This is a genomic window from Pigmentiphaga sp. NML030171 (genome assembly GCF_002188635.1).
Classification (GTDB): Bacteria; Pseudomonadota; Gammaproteobacteria; order Burkholderiales; family Burkholderiaceae_B; genus Pigmentiphaga; species Pigmentiphaga daeguensis.
In genome coordinates, this window is sequence record NZ_NINX01000033.1 from 15,780 (window position 1) to 36,233 (window position 20,454).

The 20,454-nt window shown below is 64.9% G+C and carries 16 protein-coding genes and 1 tRNA gene; all 17 read right to left on the bottom strand.

Features of this window, described 5'->3' with window-relative positions:
* Position 1 precedes the first annotated feature (1 nt).
* Positions 2-5,275 (bottom strand): DEAD/DEAH box helicase, encoded by a 5,274-nt coding sequence (locus tag CDO46_RS12290; RefSeq protein ID WP_087838770.1) that lies wholly within the window; start codon positions 5,273-5,275, stop codon positions 2-4.
* Between the two features lie 9 nt (positions 5,276-5,284).
* On the bottom strand, positions 5,285-6,385 hold the full coding sequence (locus CDO46_RS12295) for a Fic family protein (protein WP_087838771.1): 1,101 nt from the start codon (positions 6,383-6,385) through the stop codon (positions 5,285-5,287).
* A 339-nt stretch (positions 6,386-6,724) separates the two neighbouring features.
* Positions 6,725-7,936, bottom strand: coding sequence for a site-specific integrase (locus CDO46_RS12300; protein WP_087838772.1), 1,212 nt, complete (start codon positions 7,934-7,936; stop codon positions 6,725-6,727).
* A gap of 196 nt (positions 7,937-8,132) precedes the next feature.
* Positions 8,133-9,224 (bottom strand): redox-regulated ATPase YchF, encoded by a 1,092-nt coding sequence (ychF, locus tag CDO46_RS12305; protein WP_087838773.1) that lies wholly within the window; start codon positions 9,222-9,224, stop codon positions 8,133-8,135.
* A gap of 92 nt (positions 9,225-9,316) precedes the next feature.
* Positions 9,317-10,306, bottom strand: coding sequence for a tripartite tricarboxylate transporter substrate binding protein (locus tag CDO46_RS12310; RefSeq protein ID WP_087838774.1), 990 nt, complete (start codon positions 10,304-10,306; stop codon positions 9,317-9,319).
* Positions 10,303-11,196: an alpha/beta hydrolase gene (locus CDO46_RS12315; protein ID WP_087838775.1), complete on the bottom strand. Its 894-nt coding sequence runs from the start codon at positions 11,194-11,196 to the stop codon at positions 10,303-10,305. The genes CDO46_RS12310 and CDO46_RS12315 overlap by 4 nt, the downstream gene beginning before the upstream one ends.
* Before the next feature lie 123 nt (positions 11,197-11,319).
* Positions 11,320-12,117: an SDR family NAD(P)-dependent oxidoreductase gene (locus CDO46_RS12320; RefSeq protein WP_087838776.1), complete on the bottom strand. Its 798-nt coding sequence runs from the start codon at positions 12,115-12,117 to the stop codon at positions 11,320-11,322.
* 43 nt (positions 12,118-12,160) lie between these two features.
* Positions 12,161-12,961, bottom strand: coding sequence for a CPBP family glutamic-type intramembrane protease (locus tag CDO46_RS12325; RefSeq protein WP_087838777.1), 801 nt, complete (start codon positions 12,959-12,961; stop codon positions 12,161-12,163).
* The gene (pth, locus tag CDO46_RS12330) at positions 12,954-13,547 is read right to left on the bottom strand and encodes an aminoacyl-tRNA hydrolase (RefSeq protein WP_087839086.1); all 594 of its coding nucleotides are present in this window, start codon (positions 13,545-13,547) and stop codon (positions 12,954-12,956) included. The genes CDO46_RS12325 and pth overlap by 8 nt, the downstream gene beginning before the upstream one ends.
* Before the next feature lie 82 nt (positions 13,548-13,629).
* The gene (locus tag CDO46_RS12335) at positions 13,630-14,586 is read right to left on the bottom strand and encodes a LysR family transcriptional regulator (RefSeq protein WP_087838778.1); all 957 of its coding nucleotides are present in this window, start codon (positions 14,584-14,586) and stop codon (positions 13,630-13,632) included.
* A 29-nt stretch (positions 14,587-14,615) separates the two neighbouring features.
* Positions 14,616-15,623, bottom strand: a complete 1,008-nt coding sequence (locus CDO46_RS12340; RefSeq protein ID WP_087838779.1) for a tripartite tricarboxylate transporter substrate binding protein — start codon at positions 15,621-15,623, stop codon at positions 14,616-14,618.
* 29 nt (positions 15,624-15,652) lie between these two features.
* Complete coding sequence (locus CDO46_RS12345) at positions 15,653-16,744, bottom strand: TauD/TfdA family dioxygenase (protein ID WP_087838780.1); 1,092 nt, start codon at positions 16,742-16,744, stop codon at positions 15,653-15,655.
* 218 nt (positions 16,745-16,962) lie between these two features.
* Positions 16,963-17,550: a 50S ribosomal protein L25/general stress protein Ctc gene (locus tag CDO46_RS12350; protein WP_087838781.1), complete on the bottom strand. Its 588-nt coding sequence runs from the start codon at positions 17,548-17,550 to the stop codon at positions 16,963-16,965.
* Positions 17,551-17,691: 141 nt separating this feature from the next.
* The gene (locus CDO46_RS12355; protein ID WP_165404471.1) at positions 17,692-18,642 is read right to left on the bottom strand and encodes a ribose-phosphate pyrophosphokinase; all 951 of its coding nucleotides are present in this window, start codon (positions 18,640-18,642) and stop codon (positions 17,692-17,694) included.
* A 118-nt stretch (positions 18,643-18,760) separates the two neighbouring features.
* Positions 18,761-18,837 (bottom strand) — tRNA-Gln (locus CDO46_RS12360).
* A gap of 89 nt (positions 18,838-18,926) precedes the next feature.
* Positions 18,927-19,832 carry a 4-(cytidine 5'-diphospho)-2-C-methyl-D-erythritol kinase gene (gene ispE, locus CDO46_RS12365; RefSeq protein ID WP_087838782.1) on the bottom strand — a complete coding sequence of 302 codons (906 nt, stop codon included), beginning with the start codon at positions 19,830-19,832 and terminating at the stop codon, positions 18,927-18,929.
* Between the two features lie 42 nt (positions 19,833-19,874).
* Positions 19,875-20,453 (bottom strand): outer membrane lipoprotein LolB, encoded by a 579-nt coding sequence (locus CDO46_RS12370; protein ID WP_087839088.1) that lies wholly within the window; start codon positions 20,451-20,453, stop codon positions 19,875-19,877.
* Between the last annotated feature and the right edge of the window lies 1 nt (position 20,454).

The window sequence follows — 20,454 nt, forward strand, 5'->3', positions numbered from 1 at the left end:
TTTATTCCTTGGAACCGAACACATCGGCGTGCGCGGCGAATTGTTGTGGCCAGCGTGAAGCGTCCGAAAAATCGAGCACCTGCCAGCCTTTGTCCTGCAATACGCTGGTGGTCTGGTCATCCACAGCGGACAGAAAGACCAAAGCGCGGGCTGCCTTGTACTGGGCAGCGGCGATGGCTGCACCATTGTTGACGGACACGTTGACCGCATCAGGTTGCACGCCCCCTGCCTGGCTGAGCGCGGACAGCCAGGCGTCGAGTGGCTCGTCTGCCAAGATCGTCGCTGCAACGGGGGCCGCGCTGCATTCCACAGGCTGTACCTGAGCATTGGCCAGCGCGACCAGCAGCTTGAGCGCATCCGCATTGCGGCGGTTGATGTGTTCGTGATCCGGCTGGTTGAAGTAGGACAGCAGGCACTGATAGCAGCCGGCTTCGCACTGATGATTGCCAAGTGCATCGGTCTGTTCCAGCGACGGCAAATCGTCCAGCGTCCAAATGCCGCTCTGCGGTTTGCGATAGTGAATCAGTTGCAGGGCATTGCTGGCTACGAGTGCAAGGTCGTCGCGATTGTTTGCCAGGCGAGTGAGCACACCCGCACCGCCTTCCGCCGCTTCGTAGAACAGCAAGGCGCGACGCTCGTCGGACTTCGGCAGTGGCTCGACCACCAGTTCGGATTCCTCGATCTGGAAAGTCATTTCGATGCCGCGCTTGAGCGCGGCCTGCAAAGTGGCCATGGCCTCCAGCGACAGGGCATGTACGGGAGCGAAGATCAGCAGATTGCGATGATCTTCCACAAAAGGAACGATGCGCTGGTTGGGCACCTTCTCCAGCAAAGCATCGTCGCCGCCCTGGTCGTCTTCCGCATCCGGTGCGTCCTGCTTGCTCCAGGTGCCCGTGATGGGATTGATGTAGAAGCCAAGTTGCTCCTTGTCTTTGCGCCTGCGCCAGCCGCGATTGATGCGCCAGATTTGTGCAGCGGGCGCGTAGGTGAGCTCGCCCAGCACGTCCTCGCCTTGTTGGATCGTGGCCTTCTGCTGCTGGATACGACCATCGGGGCCGGGTAGAAAGCGGTAGGTGGTTTGCAGCTCGAAGCCCTGACGCTGGCGCTCCTCGTCGTTGATGGAGATGCGCTCGGTGGCCACGGTCTCCACGGTTTCGATGCGGTAGAGCTCGCGCACCCAATCGTGCTCGGTGAGCAAGGCGTCGCAGTTCTCGCAGCGATTGACCAGCGGTTGTTCGCCGCCCGGCTCGCCGAGATGGCCGTAGCCGCATTGGCTGCACACCAACGAGGCAATGGTGGCCAACTGGCTGTTGCCGGAAATGTGGTCTGTATTGCCTACGTTGAGTTTGGCACGCACCACGCGGTACATGCGACCCTGGTGATAAATGAGGCTGCGCGGGCCGAATTCGGATAGGGCCAAGAAGCGTGGCCGGCTGACCATGCTGCCTTCGTCATCCTTGCCGTTGACAGCCTGGCCGCCACGGGCGGGAATCCAGGCCATCAGCGGCAGGCGCGGGAAGTTGTAGCCTGGCAAAAAGCCTTGGCTGGCCAAGTAGCGATAGGTATAGAAGTCATTGTTCTGGCCGTTGCCGGACTTGAGCAATACGGCGTACTGGCGCGCGGCGTCGCCGTAGCGGCGCTGGGCATTTTGGCGTTCCGTGTGCGAGGCGGTATGGCTCTTGACGATGCGATCAGCCATATCCATCTGTTGGCGGGTGGCATCGAACAGCACGCGCCAGCGCTCCAGCGCCCCAGAGAACGCTTGCGCCGCGTTGTCGATGACCTGGCGCACATAGTCAGGAGTGAACCAGGCGCTGCCTTCAAGCTCGCCCTCAAGCTGGTCTATGACCCGTCCGGCACTGGCCAAGGCACGCTGCTGGACAGCCTGCGCCCGCAGTGCTTCGTGCAAGGGCTGTTTCAGTGGTTTACCGGGCTGGTCGAGATCCAGCATGGGCGCAATGCTGTCGTCCAGTGGCACCTGGGTACTGGCAAGCCAGACCGCTTGCAGGTGGCTGTCGATGAGATCACGATTGCTCAGATCGAGGGTTGGCGCGCGCACGACGCCATGCACCATCTGCTCGGCATTGTGGAAGAACCACTGGTCATGCGGACTGAGCGCCGCGCAATAGGTGATGACCAGCGCCTGCTGACCCGAGCGACCCGCACGGCCGCTGCGCTGGGCGTAGTTGGCGGGGGTCGGCGGCACATTGCGCAGGTACACGGTGTTGAGCGCGGAGATATCCACGCCCAGCTCCATAGTGGGGGAGCAGAACATCACAGGCAGACGTTCCAACGGCGCTTCGTGGGCCGGGTTCTGCGCCCAGTCCTGTCTATCCTTTTCGGTGTAGCGGAAGCGCTGCTCCAGCAGCTGCCGGCGTGGCGCATCCACCTGGGCAGTGTGTTCCTGGGCCTCGAAGTCGAACAGCGGATGCGAGGGCTGACGCAGCAGGTCGGCAATGCTGAGATACAGCGCTCGGAAATACTGGTTGATGCGATTGCTTTCTGCCTGCTGCTCATCGGCAATCAGGCACCAGTCGAGGGCTGCCGCGTTCAGACGCCAGCCTGCGAGTTGGGCGTCGATAGGCTGGCGCTGCACGTAACCGTAATTCTTGGCGGACTCCAGCAGGGCTTCGATCAGCTCGGCCCATTCGGGATCTTTCCACTGCGCGACCTCGCTGGCGCAGGCACTGTTACGCCAGAAGGCAGCCGTCTTTATTTGCCGCAGCAGACGGGAGCGTGGACCACCTGTCACCAGGTCGGTGCGCGGCTTGCCCTTGTATTCCGGGCGCTTGCCGAGGATGAGATAGCGGCCGGTATCGAGTTTCTCGTCGGGAGCGAAGGCCCAACGCTCATTCAGGTAGGTGTGGGCGCTGGTGCGTGCCTTGTCCTGCTCGACCGGGTCGAGGTAACGACTTTCCAGGCACAGATGGCGGCGCAAGGCGTCGAACAGTAATTCGAACAGAACTGTCCGTTGCACTGCCGTCAATTTGGTCAAGGTGCTGTTTGCAGCAAAGATACTGGCGTCAGCGCAAAAGGCATCCAGGTCTCGATACCGAATCTGCAACAGGCCGAGTTGATCCAGATTCGGATTATTGAAACGCCAGCCACGCCGCAGATCACGCAGTAGCCGGTAGGCGATGATGAAGCGCAATGTGCGTTGCGCTTCTTGTCGGGCCAGTCCCATGAGCTTGGGGGTGCGCAGATACTCCACCAAGGTCGCTTCATCGACCCCTTGAAAGCCGAGGGCCTTGAAGACACTTTCGGCCAAGTGTTCTTCATCGAGTTGGCCACCGCTGCCCTGTAGTGCACCGATCAAGCCGGCACGCAGCGTCAGCAGGAAAATGAAGTCGTTGAAATGTCCCGCCTGCAGAGCGGCATCCTGGCGGTTGTCGGTAAACCCAAGCAACTTGCGTGGGTCAGGCTGCCCTGGCGCAGGTTCGGAAAGTGCGAACAATTGCTGCAAGGCCGCCAGGGCAATCATGGTAGTGGCCGAAGAGCGGCCTTCGCCGGACAGGCTGGAGAGGCGGTTGGCATCCTTGCCGTGGGCTTCGTGTGTCGTGCCGCAGTTCAGGCAGAAGCGGAACTTTCCCGGAATGAACCAGAACTCCGTCCCCGAGCCCGTTTGCCCTTTGGCATCGACCGTGACCATATAGGGAACGGCATTCTTGTAGGCTGGCTTGATTTTGGGTTCGCTACGGCTGAGGTCGATCCAGGTTTCCGGCAGGTCTTCGGGCTGGCCACCGTATTGCTGCCCGGGCACCAGAGGGCACAGGAAACCATAGCTGGCGTCGTCTTCTGCAGCGATATCGTCGATTTCACGTGAGCTGAAGTTGCCCGGTTGCTGTGCGTGCCAGACAGGATGGTATTCCTGGCCGCAATCGCGGCAGAAGTGCGTGGGGTAAAGCAGCACATTCTCTTGCTGTCGCCCCGGCGCGAAACGCTGAGCATCGAGCGTGACATGGCGCTTGCCTCGCGCTTCCAGCGTAGTGAGTACCTTGCCGGGACCGCTGATGAACTGGTGCAACTTGAATGCGAAAGGCGGCCTGCCCTGGGGCGTTCGCACATCATGGGCAGCCACTAGAAAGCGCTGCAGAGCGGCGCGAGCGGCTTCAGGCTGGCACCCCGAATCTTCGGCGAGGCGGCGGCTGGCCTCTTCCAACCTCATAGGTCTTGCCCGTCTGGGAGGCTCGTCGGCAGGTAGTTCGATACCTAGGTTGAGTTCCACCCAGATGGCCAACGGATCATTGCGAAAGGCATCGAAGTCAGCCCAGCTATCCCGCTTTCGCGCGATGGCAGCCGGTAATTCTGCGCGAATGGCGTTGACGTCTTTGAGTGGGTTGGTGACCCGCTCCAAGGTCTCCCCGATGACGTCATGCTCGCTGATTTGGGTGCCAAAAAGTTTGCTAGCCACATCGGCCACCACGCGGTTGCGGTCGGCTTGGCTGCCCGCACTGGACATCGTGGCCGACGTGCCGATGCAGACCAGTTGCTCGGCTTTCAAGCGCTCTCGCAGGCGCCGCACTAGCAAGGCAACGTCCGCACCTTGACGGCCACGGTAGGTATGCAACTCATCCAGCACCAGGAACTCAAGTCCCTCGCAGTGTTCCACCACACGCCGATCCACTTCGTCGAAGCGCGTGAGGATGTATTCCAGCATCATGAAGTTAGTGAGCAGGATATCGGGTGGATCATCCGCGATAGCGCTGCGTTCCGTCTTGCTTTCCTGGCCGGTGTAGCGCTTGACGGTGAAGGGACGAGACTCTGGCGCATAGCCATGCAGAAACTTGTCGAGTTCTTCCAATTGGCTGTTGGCCAGAGCATTCATCGGATAGATGACAATGGCCCTGGTACGTGCTTCGCCATCGGAGTCCTTGGCCTTGAGAATGCGGTCGATGATCGGGATGAAAAAGGACAGGGACTTCCCCGACCCCGTTCCGGTTGTGACCACATAGCTTTGGCGTTCCTGGCCTTTGGCCAGGGCTTCCATTTGGTGCTTGTAAAGATGCAGGGGACTTGGTTTGCCTTCCGTCTTCCCAACCTGAAAGATGTCTGCGCAGGCAGGATGCAGGACCCCCTCCGCCACCAGATCCTGCACTGTGCCTTGACGTTGATAATTCGGGTTGATCTGCACCAACGGTTCAGGCCAATAGCGGCCTTGCGCATATTGATGCTCGACCTCGGCTTGGATATCAGGTGCGGCGATGCGAACGAAACTGCGGGAAAAGCTGCCGTATCGCTCGATGAGCTGGTCGCGGAACTGGAAAACGTTATCCATGTAGAGTCCTCACTGATCCATCTTGCGGTCAATCGCCAGAACCGCTGCTCTATCCGAGGTGCCTGCTGTGACGCGCTTCCACTTTGCCCCTCTTCCCTTGCCAGTCGATTCGATCAATCCCTCTGACTTCATCGCCCGCAGCACCAGCCGTACCATGTCCCGGCTCACGCCCGGGCAGGCCTCTTCGATTTCGGAAATCGAAAACGGCAGGCAGCGCCCCAGCACTTCCGCTCGCACCCGGTCGCCTTTACTGCCACGGCCACGCTCGATGGTGCCGACACGCTCCTCGAACTCGCGGTATGCCCGCAGCAAGGCTCCCCAGAAGTAGTCGAGCCAGGGCTTTACGTCGTGCTGCCCCTGGTGCCAGCCCTGCGAGCTTGCTTCCAGCGTCTCGTAATAGCTTTCCTTGGTATCTTCGAAGATGCGTTCCAAGCTGATGTAGCGGCCCACGGCATAGTCGAAGTGGTAGAGCAGCAGCAGGGTCAACAAGCGGGACATGCGACCGTTGCCGTCCGGGAAAGGGTGGATGCACAGGAAGTCGAGCATCGCCAGCGGCACCAAGACCAGCGGGTCGGCCTGGTGCTGGTCCAGCGCGGTGGCATAGCTCCCTGTCAGATCAGCCATAGCCATCGGCGTGAGATGCGAAGCCACCGGCTGGAAGCGCAGGCGCGAAGTGCCATCCGGGTGACGCTCGATGATGTCGTTATTGGTGGCCTTCCACCGCCCGCCCGCCTGCGGCATATAGCGGTACAGCAGGGTGTGCAGTTGCAGCACCACTCCCTCGCTGAAGGGCATGTGCGCGGCCGATTCGTGGATCAGCGCCAAGGCGTCACGGTAGCCGGCGATCTCCTGTTCGGAGCGGCTCTTTGGCGTTGCGTTGCGGATGACCAGAGACTTCAGCCGTGAGGGCGCGACGACAACACCTTCCAGCCGGTTGGACGACTCAGTGGACTCCACCACCGCGATCTGGCGCAGGCCCTTGAGGGCTTCGGGCGACTGTGCGGCGTAGAGTTGCTGCTTACCCTGGTACTCGCCCAGTGTGCGCAACGTGGCGGCCTGAGTGCCATCGAAGCGAAGCGCGGCAAGGTACTCGGGTGTGAGCGAGTGCATGGAAATGTAAGCCCAGGCTGTGTAAATGGGGTAATCATAGCCCTTAAATGGGGCATTGTCTCTATAAATACCTCATTAAAGGCGTTTGATTACCCCATTTCCTGAACGTAGGCCCGGTCGCGAGGGGCCGGCATGGCCGACCAGGAAGGAAATGCCCAAAAAAGGGCAGTAATTTCACAATTACCCTATTTTCTCCATTGTTTACCCCATTCCCAGGCCCAACTCAGGGCAAAGGCAAACGGCAAGGGAACGGTACTCAAGGGACAACGGCCCTACCCTGAAAAGGAAAAGGTCGCCCGCCCTTGCCCACTCGCTCTGTAACAACCAGCCAAACCGTCTCTATGCTGTGCCGCTGCCCTCCGCAGCACTCAGATAGTTCGCCCAGTTCTGCAACAACGTCCTTCTCTGATCCAGCAGCAGCGCCTTGTTGTACGTCGCCCGCACCTTGTTGCTTTCCACGTGGGCAAGCTGCCGCTCAATCGCATCAGGCCGGTATCCGTTCTCATTGGCCCAGGTTGAAAAGGTCGTCCGCCAGCAATGCGGCGTCGTGCCCCGGCCCAGGTTCATGTCGCGCATCGCGTAGGTCAGCCGGTTGGGTGTGGTGAAGCCCTTGCCGCTCCGGTGCGGGAACAGATAGCGGCCACCGCCCGTGATGCACTGCAAATCCTTCAGCACGGCGATGGCCTGCACAGACAACGGGCTTACATGGTCGCGCCGCGCTTTCATCTTCGCCGCAGGCCGACGCCACAGTGCATCCTCAAAGTCGAACTCGTCCCACTCGGCATCCGCCGCTTCCCCTGGACGGCAGGCGGTCAGAGCGATCAACCGCAAGCACAACGAGGTTTCCGGATAGCCCCGGTAGCCGCGCAACTCCTGATAAAACCTCTGGATTTGCTCTCGCGTCATCGCCGCCTTGCTCTCGCTGAACGGCACGCGCAGCAGCCCGCGCAGGCTGGGGATTGGATTTGCCTCGACCAGCCCACGCACCACCGCGAATTCGAAGATGGCTGAAAGATCGCCTTTGACATGGATGGCCGCCCACGCGCCATGGGCCTTGCACTCCTCCAGCAATGGGCGAATCTGCTTCACGCCAATGTCGCTCATCGGCAACCCATCAAACTTCGGCGACAGGTACTTCCTGATCCTCGATTCTTTCGTCCGATAGGAACTGAGCGCAAAGACTGGCTTGATCTCCGCCAGGTAAGCCTGCGCCACCTTGGCGAACGAGCTTTCACGAGCGCGCTTGCGTTCCTCCAGCGCCTCCAGGTTGCGCTCCTTGACCTGCCGCCGCTCATGGGAAGGATGGATGCCTTGCTTGACCAAGGCGCGTGCCTTTTCCCGGGCCGCACGCGCCTCCGCAAGGCTTACTTGAGGAAAGCCGCCAATGGCAAAGAGGTTCTCCTTGCCTTGCAGACGGTACGTCCACCGCCAGAGCTTGCCGCCGGTGGGCTTGACCAGCAGGAACAGGCCCCCGCCGTCTGAAAGTTTCCAATCTCGATCAGTCGATTTGGCCGACCTGACCTTGAGGTCGGTGAGTAGATTCTCGGGCATCGTTGGACTCCACTGCGGGGAGATGTACCCCCACGGTTGAACACGAGTACCCCCAACGCTACCCCCGAATTTTCTGGACCTCGATGAACAATAGGAACGCTCAGTAGACCGTATTGTTTACGCAACCCATTGATTTCAAATGGGCCAACCTGTCCACCAAGCGCTACTGAACGCCACCGAGATCCAGCAAAAATCGTCAGACGTTGAACAAGAAGTTCATCACATCGCCATCCTTGACGATGTACTCCTTCCCTTCCGCCCGCATCTTCCCGGCTTCCTTCGCGCCCGCCTCGCCCTTGTACTGGATGAAGTCGTCGAAGGCGATGGTCTGCGCGCGGATGAAGCCGCGCTCGAAGTCGGTGTGGATCACGCCCGCTGCCTGCGGCGCGGTGGCGCCGATGGGCACGGTCCAGGCGCGCACTTCCTTCACGCCGGCGGTGAAGTAGGTCTGCAGGCCGAGCAGCTTGAAGCCGGCGCGGATCAGCCGGTTCAGGCCGGGCTCTTCCATGCCCATGTCGGCCAGGAACACCGCGCGGTCCTCGTCTTCCATCTCGCCCAGTTCGGCTTCGATGGCGGCGCAGATGGCCACGGTGGGCGCGTTCTGCTGGTTGGCGTAGTCGACCAGCTTGTCCAGCAGGGGGTTGTCGGTGAAGCCGTCTTCCTTGACGTTGCCCACGTACATGGCGGGCTTGGCGGTGATGAAGCACAGCGGCTTGATCAGGGCCTTCTCGTCGGTGGACAGGTCCAGCGCGCGGATGGGCTTGGCCTCGTTCAACTGGGCCACGCACTTCTCCAGCACGGCCACCAGCTTGGCGGCGTCCTTGTCGCCGGCACGGGCGGTCTTGGTGTGGCGTTGCACGGCCTTTTCGGCGGTCTGCAGGTCGGCCAGCGCCAGTTCGGTCTCGATGACCTCGATGTCGGCAATGGGATCGACCTTGCCCGAAACGTGGACCACGTTGGGATCCTCGAAGCAGCGCACGACGTTGACGATGGCGTCGGTTTCGCGGATGTGGGCCAGGAACTGGTTGCCCAGGCCCTCGCCGGTGCTGGCGCCGGCGACGAGGCCCGCGATGTCGACGAATTCGACGGTGGCGGGCACGACGCGCTCGGGCTTGACGATGGCGGCCAGGGCGTCGAGCCGCGGGTCGGGAACCTCGACCACGCCGACGTTGGGTTCGATCGTGCAGAAGGGGTAGTTTTCCGCGGCGATGCCGGCTTTGGTCAAGGCGTTGAAAAGTGTGGACTTGCCGACGTTGGGCAGGCCCACGATGCCGCACTGGAGGGCCATGGGGGAAACCTATGTTGTCATGGAAAGGAGCTGGGGGCATTGTACCGCCCCCACCCCAGTTGCAGCCCGGCCGCCCCTGCCTCCTGGCGCACTTACTCCGCCTTGATGTCGGCCTTCTGGATGATCCCCTTCCAGACGGCGGCCTCGCGCTGGATCTGGGCGCCGAACTCGGCCGGGGTGTTGCCCACCGCGGTCAGGCCCAGTTTCTCGAATTGCTGGGCGATCTCGGGCTTGGCCACGGCGGCCTTCACGGCATCGGCCAGCTTGCGGACGATGGCGGGGTCGGTGCCCACCGGGGCGGCCAATCCCCACCAGTTGCCGGCCACGAGGTCGGGCAGGCCCTGCTCGGCGGTGGTCTGGACCTGGGGCAGCGCGGGCAGCCGCTGCGGCGCCGCCACGGCCAGGGGCTTGAGCTTGCCGCTGGCAATATGGCCCGCCACGGTGCTGATGCCGGCCGAGGCGAAGAAGATCTGGACGTCGCCCGCCAGCAGCGCCTGGACCGCGGGCGGCGAGCCGCGATAAGGCACGTGCACCAGCTCTATGCCGGCGGACTGCGCGTACAGCGCGCCGATCAGGTGAGGCGCCGTGCCGCTGCCCGGCGTGCCGTAGTTGAGCTTGCCGGGGTTCTTCTTGGCGTAGGCGGTCAGTTCGGCCAGGTTGTTCGCCGGCAGGCTGGCATTGACCACGATCACCGCCGGGGCGTTATTGATGACCGTGACCGGCACGAGGTCCTTGGCCGGGTCGTACCGCAGCTTGGCCAGGTACTGGTTGGTGACGAAGTTGTTGGTGGCGCCCAGCAGCAGCGTATAGCCGTCGGGCGCGGACCGCACCACGTCCTCGGCGCCGATGTTGCCCGACGCCCCGCTCTTGTTGTCGATGTAGAAATTCGCGCCTAGGCGGGCCTCGAGTTCCTGCTGGACGATGCGGAAGGTCACGTCGCCGGCGTTGCCTGGCGCGTAGGGCACGACCACGCGTATGGGCCGCGACGGCCAGTTGTCGGCGGCGTGCGTGGCGGTGCCGAAGGCGCACAGCGCCAGGGCCGCCGCAAGCGCGCGGCGGGGCATGTCGGAAAGGCTGCTCATGTCGGGGTCCTCCGTTGGTCGGGGCGGGCGCCGCTCCCCTCGATCAGCTGCATGACGGCGCGATACAGGGTGCTCGACCGGTCGCACAGATCGAGGATCACATCGAAGTGATGCCGGCCTTCGAAGACATGCTCGGAGACCAGCAGGCCGCGTTCGCGCCAGTAGCGGGCAACGTCCCCGCTCTGCCTGCGGAACTCGTCGGTATCGCCGCGGGCCACCGCCACCACGACCGGCGTGCGGCCGCTGGGCTCGTTGGTCAGCAGCGAGAACTCCCGCACCTGCTCCGGCGTCAGATGCAGGCGCTGGTTGCGGTAGGACAGGCGCACGGGTTCGAGATGGCCCAGTCCGCTGACCAGCACCGCGCCCGCGAAGTCGTTGCCCGGCAGGCCGGCCGCTTTCCAGTCATGGGTCAGGCACTGGGTGACGAGGTGGCTGCCCGACGAATGCCCGATCAGCACGATGCGCGAAGGGTCGCCGCCATGCCGGGCGATGTTGCGCACGATCCAGCCGATGCCTTCGCGCACGGCCGCGACCATCTCGGAGAAGGAAACCTGCGAGGCCCGGGGAAAGCCCAGCGCCACGTACATGCAGCCATCCCGGACGAAGGCGGGCGCGGCGAAGGCGCTTTCTTCCTTGTTCTGCCCCAGCCACGCGCCGCCGTGCACATAGACGACGACGGGGTGGGGACCAGCGCCGGCCGGCGCATAGATGTCCAGCCGGGCATCCTCGTGGGCGCCCCAGCGCAGGTCATGTCCGGTGCGGAAGGGAACGGCCTCCAGGCTCAGGCGCGCGCCCTCGTCCAGGGTCTGGCGGAAGGTGGGACAGTAGCGCTGGTTGTCGTACTGGTAGTCCAGCGCCTCCTGGTCGTAGTCTCCAAAGACTGCTTTCATTCATGCATTCCGATACGGGATCTGCCCAAGGTAGCAAAGGGCATTCTTTTTCGGAATTGAATTGTTCCTATAGATTGATATCAGGAATTCATGAATGTGGCGTGTCCTGCCCGGCGGCCCGGCTCAGATGGAAGGCGAGGCGCAGCCGTCCATGGGAATGACGGCGCCGGTGACGTAGCTCGCCAGGTCGGACGCCAGGAACAGCGCGACGTTGGCGATTTCCTCGGGCTGCGCGAGCCGGCCCAGGGGAATGCCCGCGACCTGCTCGGCCAGCACCTCGTCGCGCGGCCGGCCGCTGGCCTGCGCCGCCACGGCCAGCCCTTCCTCGACACGATGGGTCTGGGTCATGCCGGGATTGATCGCGTTCACGCGCACGCCGCGGCCTGCGTAGGCCTGCGCATAGCCCACCGTGGCGAGCATGAGCGCCGCGTTGGCGGCTCCGCCGCCGATGTGGAAGATGCCGGGAGATTTGCCGCCCTGGCCGACGATGTTGACGATGCTGCCCCGCCCCCTGCCCGCCATCAGCTTGGCCACGGGATCCTGGATGTGCATGTAGCTGAAGTACTTGGCGTCCATGGTCTGCCGGAACGCCTCGGGTCCCAGTTGCTCGGGCGCGTACCGGCGCGCCGCGCCCGCGGAATTCACCAGCACCGCGATGGGACCGCACTCGCGCTCGGCCCAGTCCACCGCCGCCTGCGCCGCCGCCGGATCCGACAGGTCAGCGGCATGGACCCGCATCTCCAGGCCCTCGGCCTGCAAGGCTCGCCGCGCGGCGTCCAGGTTCTCCTGGCTGCGCGACACGCCCGCCACCGCCGCTCCCGCCCGGGCGAAGGCGCGCGCGCAGGCCAGGCCTATGCCCTTGCTGGCGCCGGTGATCAAGACGACGGAGCCGTCGAACGACAGCGTGGGAGCTTGCTTCATGGCCTGTCCTGTTGCGGGTTCGTGATCGTTGAAGAAAGGGTCATTATCCATCCAGCAGCCCGGGCGCATAGTTTTGCAGGGCCCACAGCAAGGCCATGGGCCCGGCGTTGAAGCAGGCATGCAGCGCGATGGACGCGCCTATGCCGAAGCGCACGCGCATCCAGCCCAGCACGAGGCCGCAGGCCCACTGCGGCAGGACCAGCAGCGGCAGCAGCAGCCAACCTCCCGCGCCCAGCCGGAAGTTGGCCAGGTGCAGGAAGGCGAAGGCCAGCGTGGCCAGATGAAAGACGATCGGAAAGGCCCGGACATGGCGGCGCAGCCATTTCCAGGGCCAGCGGTGGTCGCGCCAGGCCAGCACGGCGGCGATCGCGCCGCAGGCCAACGCCACGCTGGCACCCGCGGCCAGGCTGGGGCGCATCAGCATGGCGCTGACCAGCACGGGCAGCAGCCATAGTGCCGGCGCGGGCCGCCTCAGCCCGTAGCGGAAGACCATTTCCTCGATCACCGGCGCCCAGACGACGACGTGGAACCAGGACAGATGCAGCGCATCCAGCCTGCGCTCGGCACCCGAGGCCGTCGCGACCGATGCCGCCAGGGGCCCCAGCACCAGCAGGTTGACGCCCCACAGCACCAGCACCCAGTGGAGCAGATGCGGACCGGTCAGGCCGCCCAGCCATTCCTGGGATCCGTAGTGCGACTCGGCGCCACGCCCCCCGCGCGGCATGCGCGGCCCCAGCCGCGGCCGCCTGACGAAGGCCAGGAAATCCGCGAACTCCTCGCGAAAGGCCGGCCGGCCCCGCACCGGCGCGGCAGCCGCCGCGCAAGGCAGGCGGACCTCAGGCATTGCCGCTGTGCAACTGTTGTATGGCCTGCTCGAACTCGCCCTTGAGCACGGCGGGAATGATGGCGCGCGACCGGTCCAGGGTCTCGTCTATGCGAGACTGTTCCTCTTTGCGCGGCGGATGCAGCACGAAGTCCACCACCTGCTGCGCCAGCCCCAGCGAGCGCGGGTGCCCGATGCCCAGCCGCAGCCGCCAGAATGCCTGCGATCCCAGCGCCGCCTGGATGTCCTTCAGGCCGTTGTGCCCCGCATGGCTGCCGCCCTGCTTGAGCTTGGCCTGCCCCGGCAGCAGGTCGAGTTCGTCGTGCGCCACCAGGATCTGCTCGGGCGCCAGCTTGTAGAAACGCGCCAGCGCGCCCACCGCCTGTCCGGAACGGTTCATGTAGGTCATGGGCTTGACCAGCAGGATGGCCGCCCCTTCGAAGCGGGCCTTGGCCACGTGGCCGAAGAAGGGCTTCTCGTTCGTGAACGATACGCGCAGGTCGTCGGCAATCTGGTCCAGCAGCCAGAAGCCCGCATTGTGCCGGGTGCGTTCGTAATCGGGACCGGGATTGCCCAGCCCGGCGATGAGGCGTATGGGTTCGGACATGAAGGGATCGATGCGCAAGAAAAACGATGGACGGCCGCCGGGTGCGGCGACGCGGCGGCCGGGGCTCGAAAGGCCTGTTATCTTAGCCCGATCCCTGTCGGCGGGTGCCCGGATCCCCGTCCCGCCGGACGAATTCGCAGAAGCGCATCGCGGCCGCGCTGGCCCCGCCGTGGTGCACCGCCAGCACGACGGGATAGGTCACGGCTTCCCCCTGCCCCGACACCACCTCCACGTACACCACGCCGTCCATCGCGATGCGGCGGGTCGAGTCGGGAATGAGGGCCACGCCCACGCCCAGGCGCACCAGACCCAGCGTGGCCAGCAGGTGCGTTTCGGACTGGTGCACGTGCACGTGGGCCCCGGTCTGCTGCAGGGCGACGCTCACGGCCGCGTGATAGCCCGGGCTGGCCGCGTGCGGATAATGCGTGACGAGCTGTTCCCCCGCCAGGTCGGGAAGACTGACGCGGCCAAGGCCGGCAAAACGATGGGCCCGGTGCACCGCGAGGCAGAACCGCTCGCGGCCGAAGGGAAACGTCCGCAGCTGGGGATGGCTCGCACCTCCCGGCACGCAGACGCCCACGTCGATGCTGCCGCCTTCGACCGCGGAGATCACGTCCTGGCTGGACCCCGTGGTCAAGGACACGCGTATGCCGGCCTCCACCGCGCAGAATCGCTCCAGCCATTCCGGCAGCAGGTTGAGCATCGCGCTGTCTATGCTCTTGATCCGGAGGATCTCGCGCGCGCCCTCGGTGGCCGCCCTGGCCGCCGCGACGGACATTTCGGCCTGCCGCAACAGGTAGCGGGCTTCGCGCAGGAAGACCACGCCCGCCGGCGTGAGCGAGACCGACGAACGCGTACGCTGGAAGAGCGGCGTCCCCACGGTCTCCTCCAGCCGCCGGATGGCCGTGCTCAGGGGCGGCTGGGTCATGCAGAGACGGATGGCGGCACGCCGGAAATTGAGCTCCTCGGCCACCACGATGAATTGCCTGAGCTGCCTGAGATCCGCGAGACCCGGTGGATGTCGTTCCGGCGTGTTCATCGAGGGCGGAGATGCGGCTGCATGGCGGCTCAATTCAAGGTGATGCGGGTCTTGTCCAGGATTTCCGTCCAGTACTTGAGGTCTTCGGCCATCATGGCCTCGAACTGCGTGGGCGAGACATCGCGCGTCTGGATGGCCCGCTTGGCCAGAGCTTGGCGGAACTCGTCGTTGCGCGCAACCCGCGCCCATGCCGCGCGGAGCTTTTCCTTGACCGGAGCGCTCACGCCGGAAGGCGCGAAGACGGCAAGCCAGCCGTCGTTGGCCATGCCCTCGATGCCCAGTTCCTTGAAGGTCGGCACGGACGGAAACGCCGCCGGCCGTTCCGAGCCGGTGGACGCCAGCGCGCGGATGCGCCCGCTGTGGATGAGGTCTTCGGCGCCCGCCACGGTTTGCAGGGTGAGCTGCACGTCGCCCGCGAGCAAGGCCATGATGGCGGGGTTCTGGCCCTGGTATGGCGCATGCACCATGTTCAGGCCCTGCTGCAGGCGGAACTGCTCGGCCAGCACGTGCGAAGGCGCTCCCACGCCGCCGGATGCGTATGTGAAGGCGCCGGGCTTGGCTTTGATGCGTTCGACCAACTCGCGCACATTGGCCACGTCCACGTGCTGCGGCGCGACCATGAGGACGAAGCCCTGGTCGCCCAGGTAGCCGATGGGCGCGAAGCTGCGCAGCGGATCGTATTCCACGTCGGGCCGCAGCCTGCTGTTGAGCAGGATGCCGAACGAGCCCAGCGCGAGGGTGTAGCCGTCGGGCTTGGACTTGGCCAGCCGCACCATGCCGATCGTACTGCCGGCGCCCGGCACGTTCCTCACCACCACGGGCTGGCCGAGCTCCTTGGCGAGATAGGTGGCGGCCAGGCGTCCCGCCACGTCCAGCAATCCTCCCGGCGCATACGGGACGATGAGTTCGAGATTGCGGCTGGGATACTCCTCCGCCGCTCCCGCCGGCATCGCGCCGAACAGGGCGGCCGCGAGCACCAGTGCGCGGGCGGCGAGTGCACAGGCACGCCCCATGCCGTTCCTGACGATGTTCTTCATGTTGGTCGCGCTCCCTTCCACGTATGCATTCAAGCCACGCTTGCGCGCAGCGATTCGAGATAGGCCTCGGGAAATTCCAGTTCGGGCTGCCGGCGCGCCAGCCAGAGCCGGTGGTCCTCGTCCGAGTGCATCACCTGGCGCTCGGCCAGCGGCGGCCACTCCGGCGCGCTGAGCCAGACCCGGAGCAGATGGCGGCGCTTCTCGATGGCGTCTTCGTCGACATAGTCGGTACGGCCATGCACGATCACGCGATTGTTGAGGAACTGGATGTCGCCGTCCTGGAACTGCATGTCCAGGTAGAAATCCGGCGATTCGGCCATGGTCTCGAGGGTGGCGATCGCTTCCCTGTCGAGGTCGGTCAGGTGTCCGTGCCCCTCCTGCGCCGCGCGCCGGATGTAGCTGCCTAGAAAGTAGCAGGCCACCCGCTGCGGCCAGCCGTCGAGCCGGTCGAACACCGGAACCGGCGCCAGGCTCACCTTTCTCCCGTCGCCCAGCTGGGCGTCCTTGTCGCCGCGCCGGAAGTAGTAGCCGCCGTACAGGCTGGCCAGCAGGTCCGGCCGGCTCTCGGCCAGCGCATCGTGGATCGCCAGCGCGCTGCAGATCCGGCTCGCGCCGCCGGCCTTGGCGGTGCGCAGGCACATCAGGCCGATGATGTCGCAGGAATCGGTGTGCATGTTCATGTGGCCGCCGTCCTGGTAGGCGCGCGCCACTTCGCCGTAGCCTTCGAGGTTCAGCACGTGACCCAGCAGCTCGCCCCGGTGGGACTGGGAGATCGGCACGCCCAGGTGCACCGAAAGGCCGAAATAGATCTGGGCCATTTCATCGGCGCTGTACTCGGTGCGCGGCAGGCCGCGCAGCATGGCGAATCCCTTGCCGCGATAGATCTGCTCGGCAACCGCCGCCAGCTTGCGCGCCACCCGGTCCAGCGGGAAGTCCTGGCGGCGCAAGGGCAGGGTCCGCTCCCCGCCTCGTGCATTCAGGGCCGCAAGCGCGCGGCCGATTTCGTCGATATCGGCCTCGTCCAGGTGGAACAGGCAGCTTTCGGTCCAATCGATCTGCGGGCCGCGCCAGGAAGCGGGCGCGCCCGTAGGAGGCAGGAGGTGGCGAGTGGCAGTGGACATGGTCGTCGGACGGAGAAGAGTTGGAATCGCCCCGGGGCGTACTGGCCCCGGACGATTCAGTGTGCCCGATCGTCCCTGATATCTCTAATTCTTTTCAATGGCACTGCTGATACGTACGATGTCTCAGCCCTCATCGCCTCCCATCAGGCTTCGCCCATGAAAAAACCCCGACCGTAACCGATCGGGGTTTCTTCAGACAGCAGCGCGTAGGGGGGACCCTATTCAGCAGCGGTTTCCTCGGCGGCGGCACCACCGGGCTTGGCGATGGCGGTCGCGATGACCGTGTCGCTGCCAGCCGGGAACGTCACGCCCTTGGGCGCCTTGACGTCGGACAGGTGGATGGATGCGCCGGCGATGATGTTGCCCAGGTCCACTTCGATGAACTGGGGCAGGTCGTTCGGCAGGCAGGTCACTTCGATTTCGGTCAACACGTGGTTGATGATCGCGCCGCTGAGCTTGACGGCGGGCGACGACTCGGCGTTGACGAAGTGCAGCGGCACCTTGGTGTGCAGGGCCTGGCCGGCGGCGACGCGCTGGAAGTCCACGTGCAGCACTTGCTGCTTGTAGGGGTGCCATTGAACGGCGCGCAGCAGGACTTGCGAGCCCTTGCCGTCGAGCTGCATGCTCAGGATGGACGAGTGGAACTCTTCCTTGCGCAGGGCATGGTAGATCTCGTTGTGATCGAGTTCGATCGACAGGGGCGCTGCGTCGCCGCCATAGACGATGGCGGGTACACGGCCGGCGCGGCGCAGGCGGCGGCTCGCACTCGAACCCTGGACGCTACGCGAAGTGGCGTTGAATTGCATGGTTTTCTCCAAAATGCGGCAGGCGACATGCCCGCTCGCGGTGCACGGAACGCGACCATCGCATTCCGTCCGGCAGCGCCGCGACCAGCGCTTCCGGCTCGCCCCGCCGCCCTGCGCGATGCAGGCCGGCGGGAGCAGAACTTATTCGACGAACAGCGAGCTGACCGAGTCGGCCCGCGAAATGCGCAGCATGGTTTCACCGATCAGGGCCGCGCACGACAACTGGCGGATGCGGCTGCAGTCCCGGACCTCGTCGCTGGCGGGGATGGTGTCGGTGACGACCAGCTCGTCCAGGTCGGATTCGGCAATGCGGCCCACCGCGCCGCCCGACAGCACGGCGTGCGTGCAATAGGCGTAGACGGCCAGCGCGCCGCGCTGCTTGAGGACCTGGGCGGCCTTGCACAGCGTGCCGGCGGTATCGACCATGTCGTCCATGATGATGCAGGTGCGGCCTTCGACGTCGCCGATGATGTTCATCACCTCGGACACGTTGGCGCGCGGACGGCGCTTGTCGATGATGGCCAGGTCGACCTCGAGGCGCTTGGCCAGCGCGCGGGCGCGGACCACGCCGCCCACGTCGGGCGAGACCACCATCAGGTTGGACAGGTTGCGTTTCCAGATGTCGCTGAGCAATATCGGCGCAGCGTAGATGTTGTCCACGGGGATATCGAAGAACCCCTGGATCTGGTCCGCGTGCAGGTCCATGGTCAGGATGCGGTCCACGCCCACGACCTGCAGCATGTTCGCCACGACCTTGGCCGAGATCGCCACGCGCGCCGAACGCGGGCGGCGATCCTGCCGGGCGTAGCCGAAATACGGCATCGCGGCGGTGATGCGACCGGCGGAGGCCCGGCGCAGCGCATCGACCATGACCATGATTTCCATCAGGTTGTCGTTGGTCGGTGCACAGGTGGGCTGGAGGACGAAGACGTCTTTACCACGGACGTTCTCGTTGATTTCCACCATGACTTCGCCGTCGGAGAACCGACCGACGCTCATCTTGCCCAGTGGTATGCCGAGGTGACTCGCGACGTCCGCCGCCAGCTTGGGGTTGGCAGTCCCCGTGAAAATCATGAAGCTTTCTTGCGCCATGACGCATTGCCCGTGGCTGTGGCCCGGTGACCTGTAACCGAGGCCGATCGACAAAACAACAAAGCTGTTGATCCTGCGAAACGCTGACAGGCATCAACAGCTTTTAGGTCAAAGACTTTGGCTGGGGAGGAAGGACTCGAACCCTCGCATGCCGGAATCAAAATCCGGTGCCTTAACCAACTTGGCGACTCCCCAACTCGTTGCCCCCGCAGGAACTGCGTGAACATCGAAACTTGCTGCGCTGGCGTCCGGCTGCGGCGGATCGCCCTCGATTCGGTGGCCGCTTACGCGGCCCAGTCCAGTAGCGGATGCGCATCGAGTCCGGCACATGCCAGGTTCACTCTCAACGCCGGCAGCCCGCTGGGCTGGACTTGCATTGTAGCGGCGATTCTATCCACCGCGCCATCGGCCTGCGCCTTCGTGTCGCACTCGACAAATAGGCACGCGCCCGACCCGGACATCCTGACCCGCGCACCACCGAGTGCCTGGGCAAGCACCGCCGAAATCCGCCCCACTTCCGAAAAGCGGGCAAAAACGACGTTTTCCAGATCGTTCCTGTAGCTATTTCCGTAGGGATCAAATGTTCCCCGAGGAAAGTCCGCTATTTTGACGCGTGGCGTATCTCTTGTCAATTCGGGTGCGCGAAAAACGTCCGCGGTCGGCACACTGGCGTCCGGCTGCACCACCACGTACCAGCGCTGCGGCAGGTCGATGGCGGTCAGTTCCTCGCCCACGCCCTCGGCGAAGGCGTTGCGGCCGAACACGAACACGGGCACGTCCGCGCCCAGGGGCAGCGCGAGCCTCATCAGCTCATGCCGCGACAGGCCGGTGCCCCACAGGCGGTTCAGGGCCAGCAGCACCGTGGCCGCGTCGCTCGATCCGCCGCCCAGGCCGCCGCCGGCGGGAATCCGCTTCTCCAGGCCGATCTCGGCGCCCTGCCCGCAGCCGGTAGCCTGCCGCAGCGCGCGGGCGGCCCGCACGACCAGGTCGGCGTCCTCGGGCACGCCGGGCAGGTCGTAGGCGCGGACGATACGGCCATCGGGACGGGCGCGGAAATGCAGCGTGTCCTGCAGATCGATGAAACGGAAGGCCGTCTGCAGCAGGTGATAGCCGTCGGGCCGGCGCCCCACCACGTGCAGGAACAGATTGATCTTCGCGGGCGCGGGAACGTCGCGCAATTCGGCAGTCATGGGGGCCAGGGCCTGTTCACGCTGGAAAGGGCCTTGCGAACCCTAGGGATTGATGACCAGGCGCAGGTCCACGTCCTGTCCGCCCTCGTTGCGCGCCATCTGTAGCCGCGTGGGACCCAGCGCGTCGTACTGCCGGGCGGTCACGCGCCAGCCCGCCTGGTCGAACACCAGCGGACGGCCCTGCTCGTCGCGCTCGACCACCTCGGCGGGCGGCCGCGCAGCCAGGCGGCCGCGCAGCCAATCGCGCAGGCCGGACACGGGGATGTCGCTGCCCAGCACGACCGCCACCAGTTCGTCGGGATCGGCGGCGCGCGTTTCCTTGCCGCTGGATTCCCGCAGCAGCGCTTCGCCCGGCACGGCCTCGACGCGCGCCAGGGTCGCGCCCAGCGGCGAGACGAGATCGAGCGCCAGGCGGCTGCCGTCGTCGCGCCAGGCGAAGCTGCCCTGCACCGCGTTCTGCTTGCCGCCGGCTTCCTCGATCCGCAGCGCGAACCGGCCGACCCGCGACAACGAGCGGCTCTCGTCCGCGCCCTGGGGCGCGGGGATGGGAACCGGCACGGCACAGGCCGCCAGGATCGCGGCCATTGCGCCCGCGGCGGCCGCGCGGGACAGGCGCCGCATG

Excerpts from the sequence above, each read along its gene's own strand:
- CDO46_RS12290 (WP_087838770.1), bottom strand. The coding sequence starts at position 5,275 with ATGGATAACGTTTTCCAGTTCCGCGACCAGCTCATCGAGCGATACGGC.
- CDO46_RS12295 (WP_087838771.1), bottom strand. The coding sequence starts at position 6,385 with ATGCACTCGCTCACACCCGAGTACCTTGCCGCGCTTCGCTTCGATGGC.
- CDO46_RS12300 (WP_087838772.1), bottom strand. The coding sequence starts at position 7,936 with ATGCCCGAGAATCTACTCACCGACCTCAAGGTCAGGTCGGCCAAATCG.
- ychF (WP_087838773.1), bottom strand. The coding sequence starts at position 9,224 with ATGGCCCTCCAGTGCGGCATCGTGGGCCTGCCCAACGTCGGCAAGTCC.
- CDO46_RS12310 (WP_087838774.1), bottom strand. The coding sequence starts at position 10,306 with ATGAGCAGCCTTTCCGACATGCCCCGCCGCGCGCTTGCGGCGGCCCTG.
- CDO46_RS12315 (WP_087838775.1), bottom strand. The coding sequence starts at position 11,196 with ATGAAAGCAGTCTTTGGAGACTACGACCAGGAGGCGCTGGACTACCAG.
- CDO46_RS12320 (WP_087838776.1), bottom strand. The coding sequence starts at position 12,117 with ATGAAGCAAGCTCCCACGCTGTCGTTCGACGGCTCCGTCGTCTTGATC.
- CDO46_RS12325 (WP_087838777.1), bottom strand. The coding sequence starts at position 12,961 with ATGCCTGAGGTCCGCCTGCCTTGCGCGGCGGCTGCCGCGCCGGTGCGG.
- pth (WP_087839086.1), bottom strand. The coding sequence starts at position 13,547 with ATGTCCGAACCCATACGCCTCATCGCCGGGCTGGGCAATCCCGGTCCC.
- CDO46_RS12335 (WP_087838778.1), bottom strand. The coding sequence starts at position 14,586 with ATGAACACGCCGGAACGACATCCACCGGGTCTCGCGGATCTCAGGCAG.
- CDO46_RS12340 (WP_087838779.1), bottom strand. The coding sequence starts at position 15,623 with ATGAAGAACATCGTCAGGAACGGCATGGGGCGTGCCTGTGCACTCGCC.
- CDO46_RS12345 (WP_087838780.1), bottom strand. The coding sequence starts at position 16,744 with ATGTCCACTGCCACTCGCCACCTCCTGCCTCCTACGGGCGCGCCCGCT.
- CDO46_RS12350 (WP_087838781.1), bottom strand. The coding sequence starts at position 17,550 with ATGCAATTCAACGCCACTTCGCGTAGCGTCCAGGGTTCGAGTGCGAGC.
- CDO46_RS12355 (WP_165404471.1), bottom strand. The coding sequence starts at position 18,642 with ATGGCGCAAGAAAGCTTCATGATTTTCACGGGGACTGCCAACCCCAAG.
- ispE (WP_087838782.1), bottom strand. The coding sequence starts at position 19,832 with ATGACTGCCGAATTGCGCGACGTTCCCGCGCCCGCGAAGATCAATCTG.
- CDO46_RS12370 (WP_087839088.1), bottom strand. The coding sequence starts at position 20,453 with ATGCGGCGCCTGTCCCGCGCGGCCGCCGCGGGCGCAATGGCCGCGATC.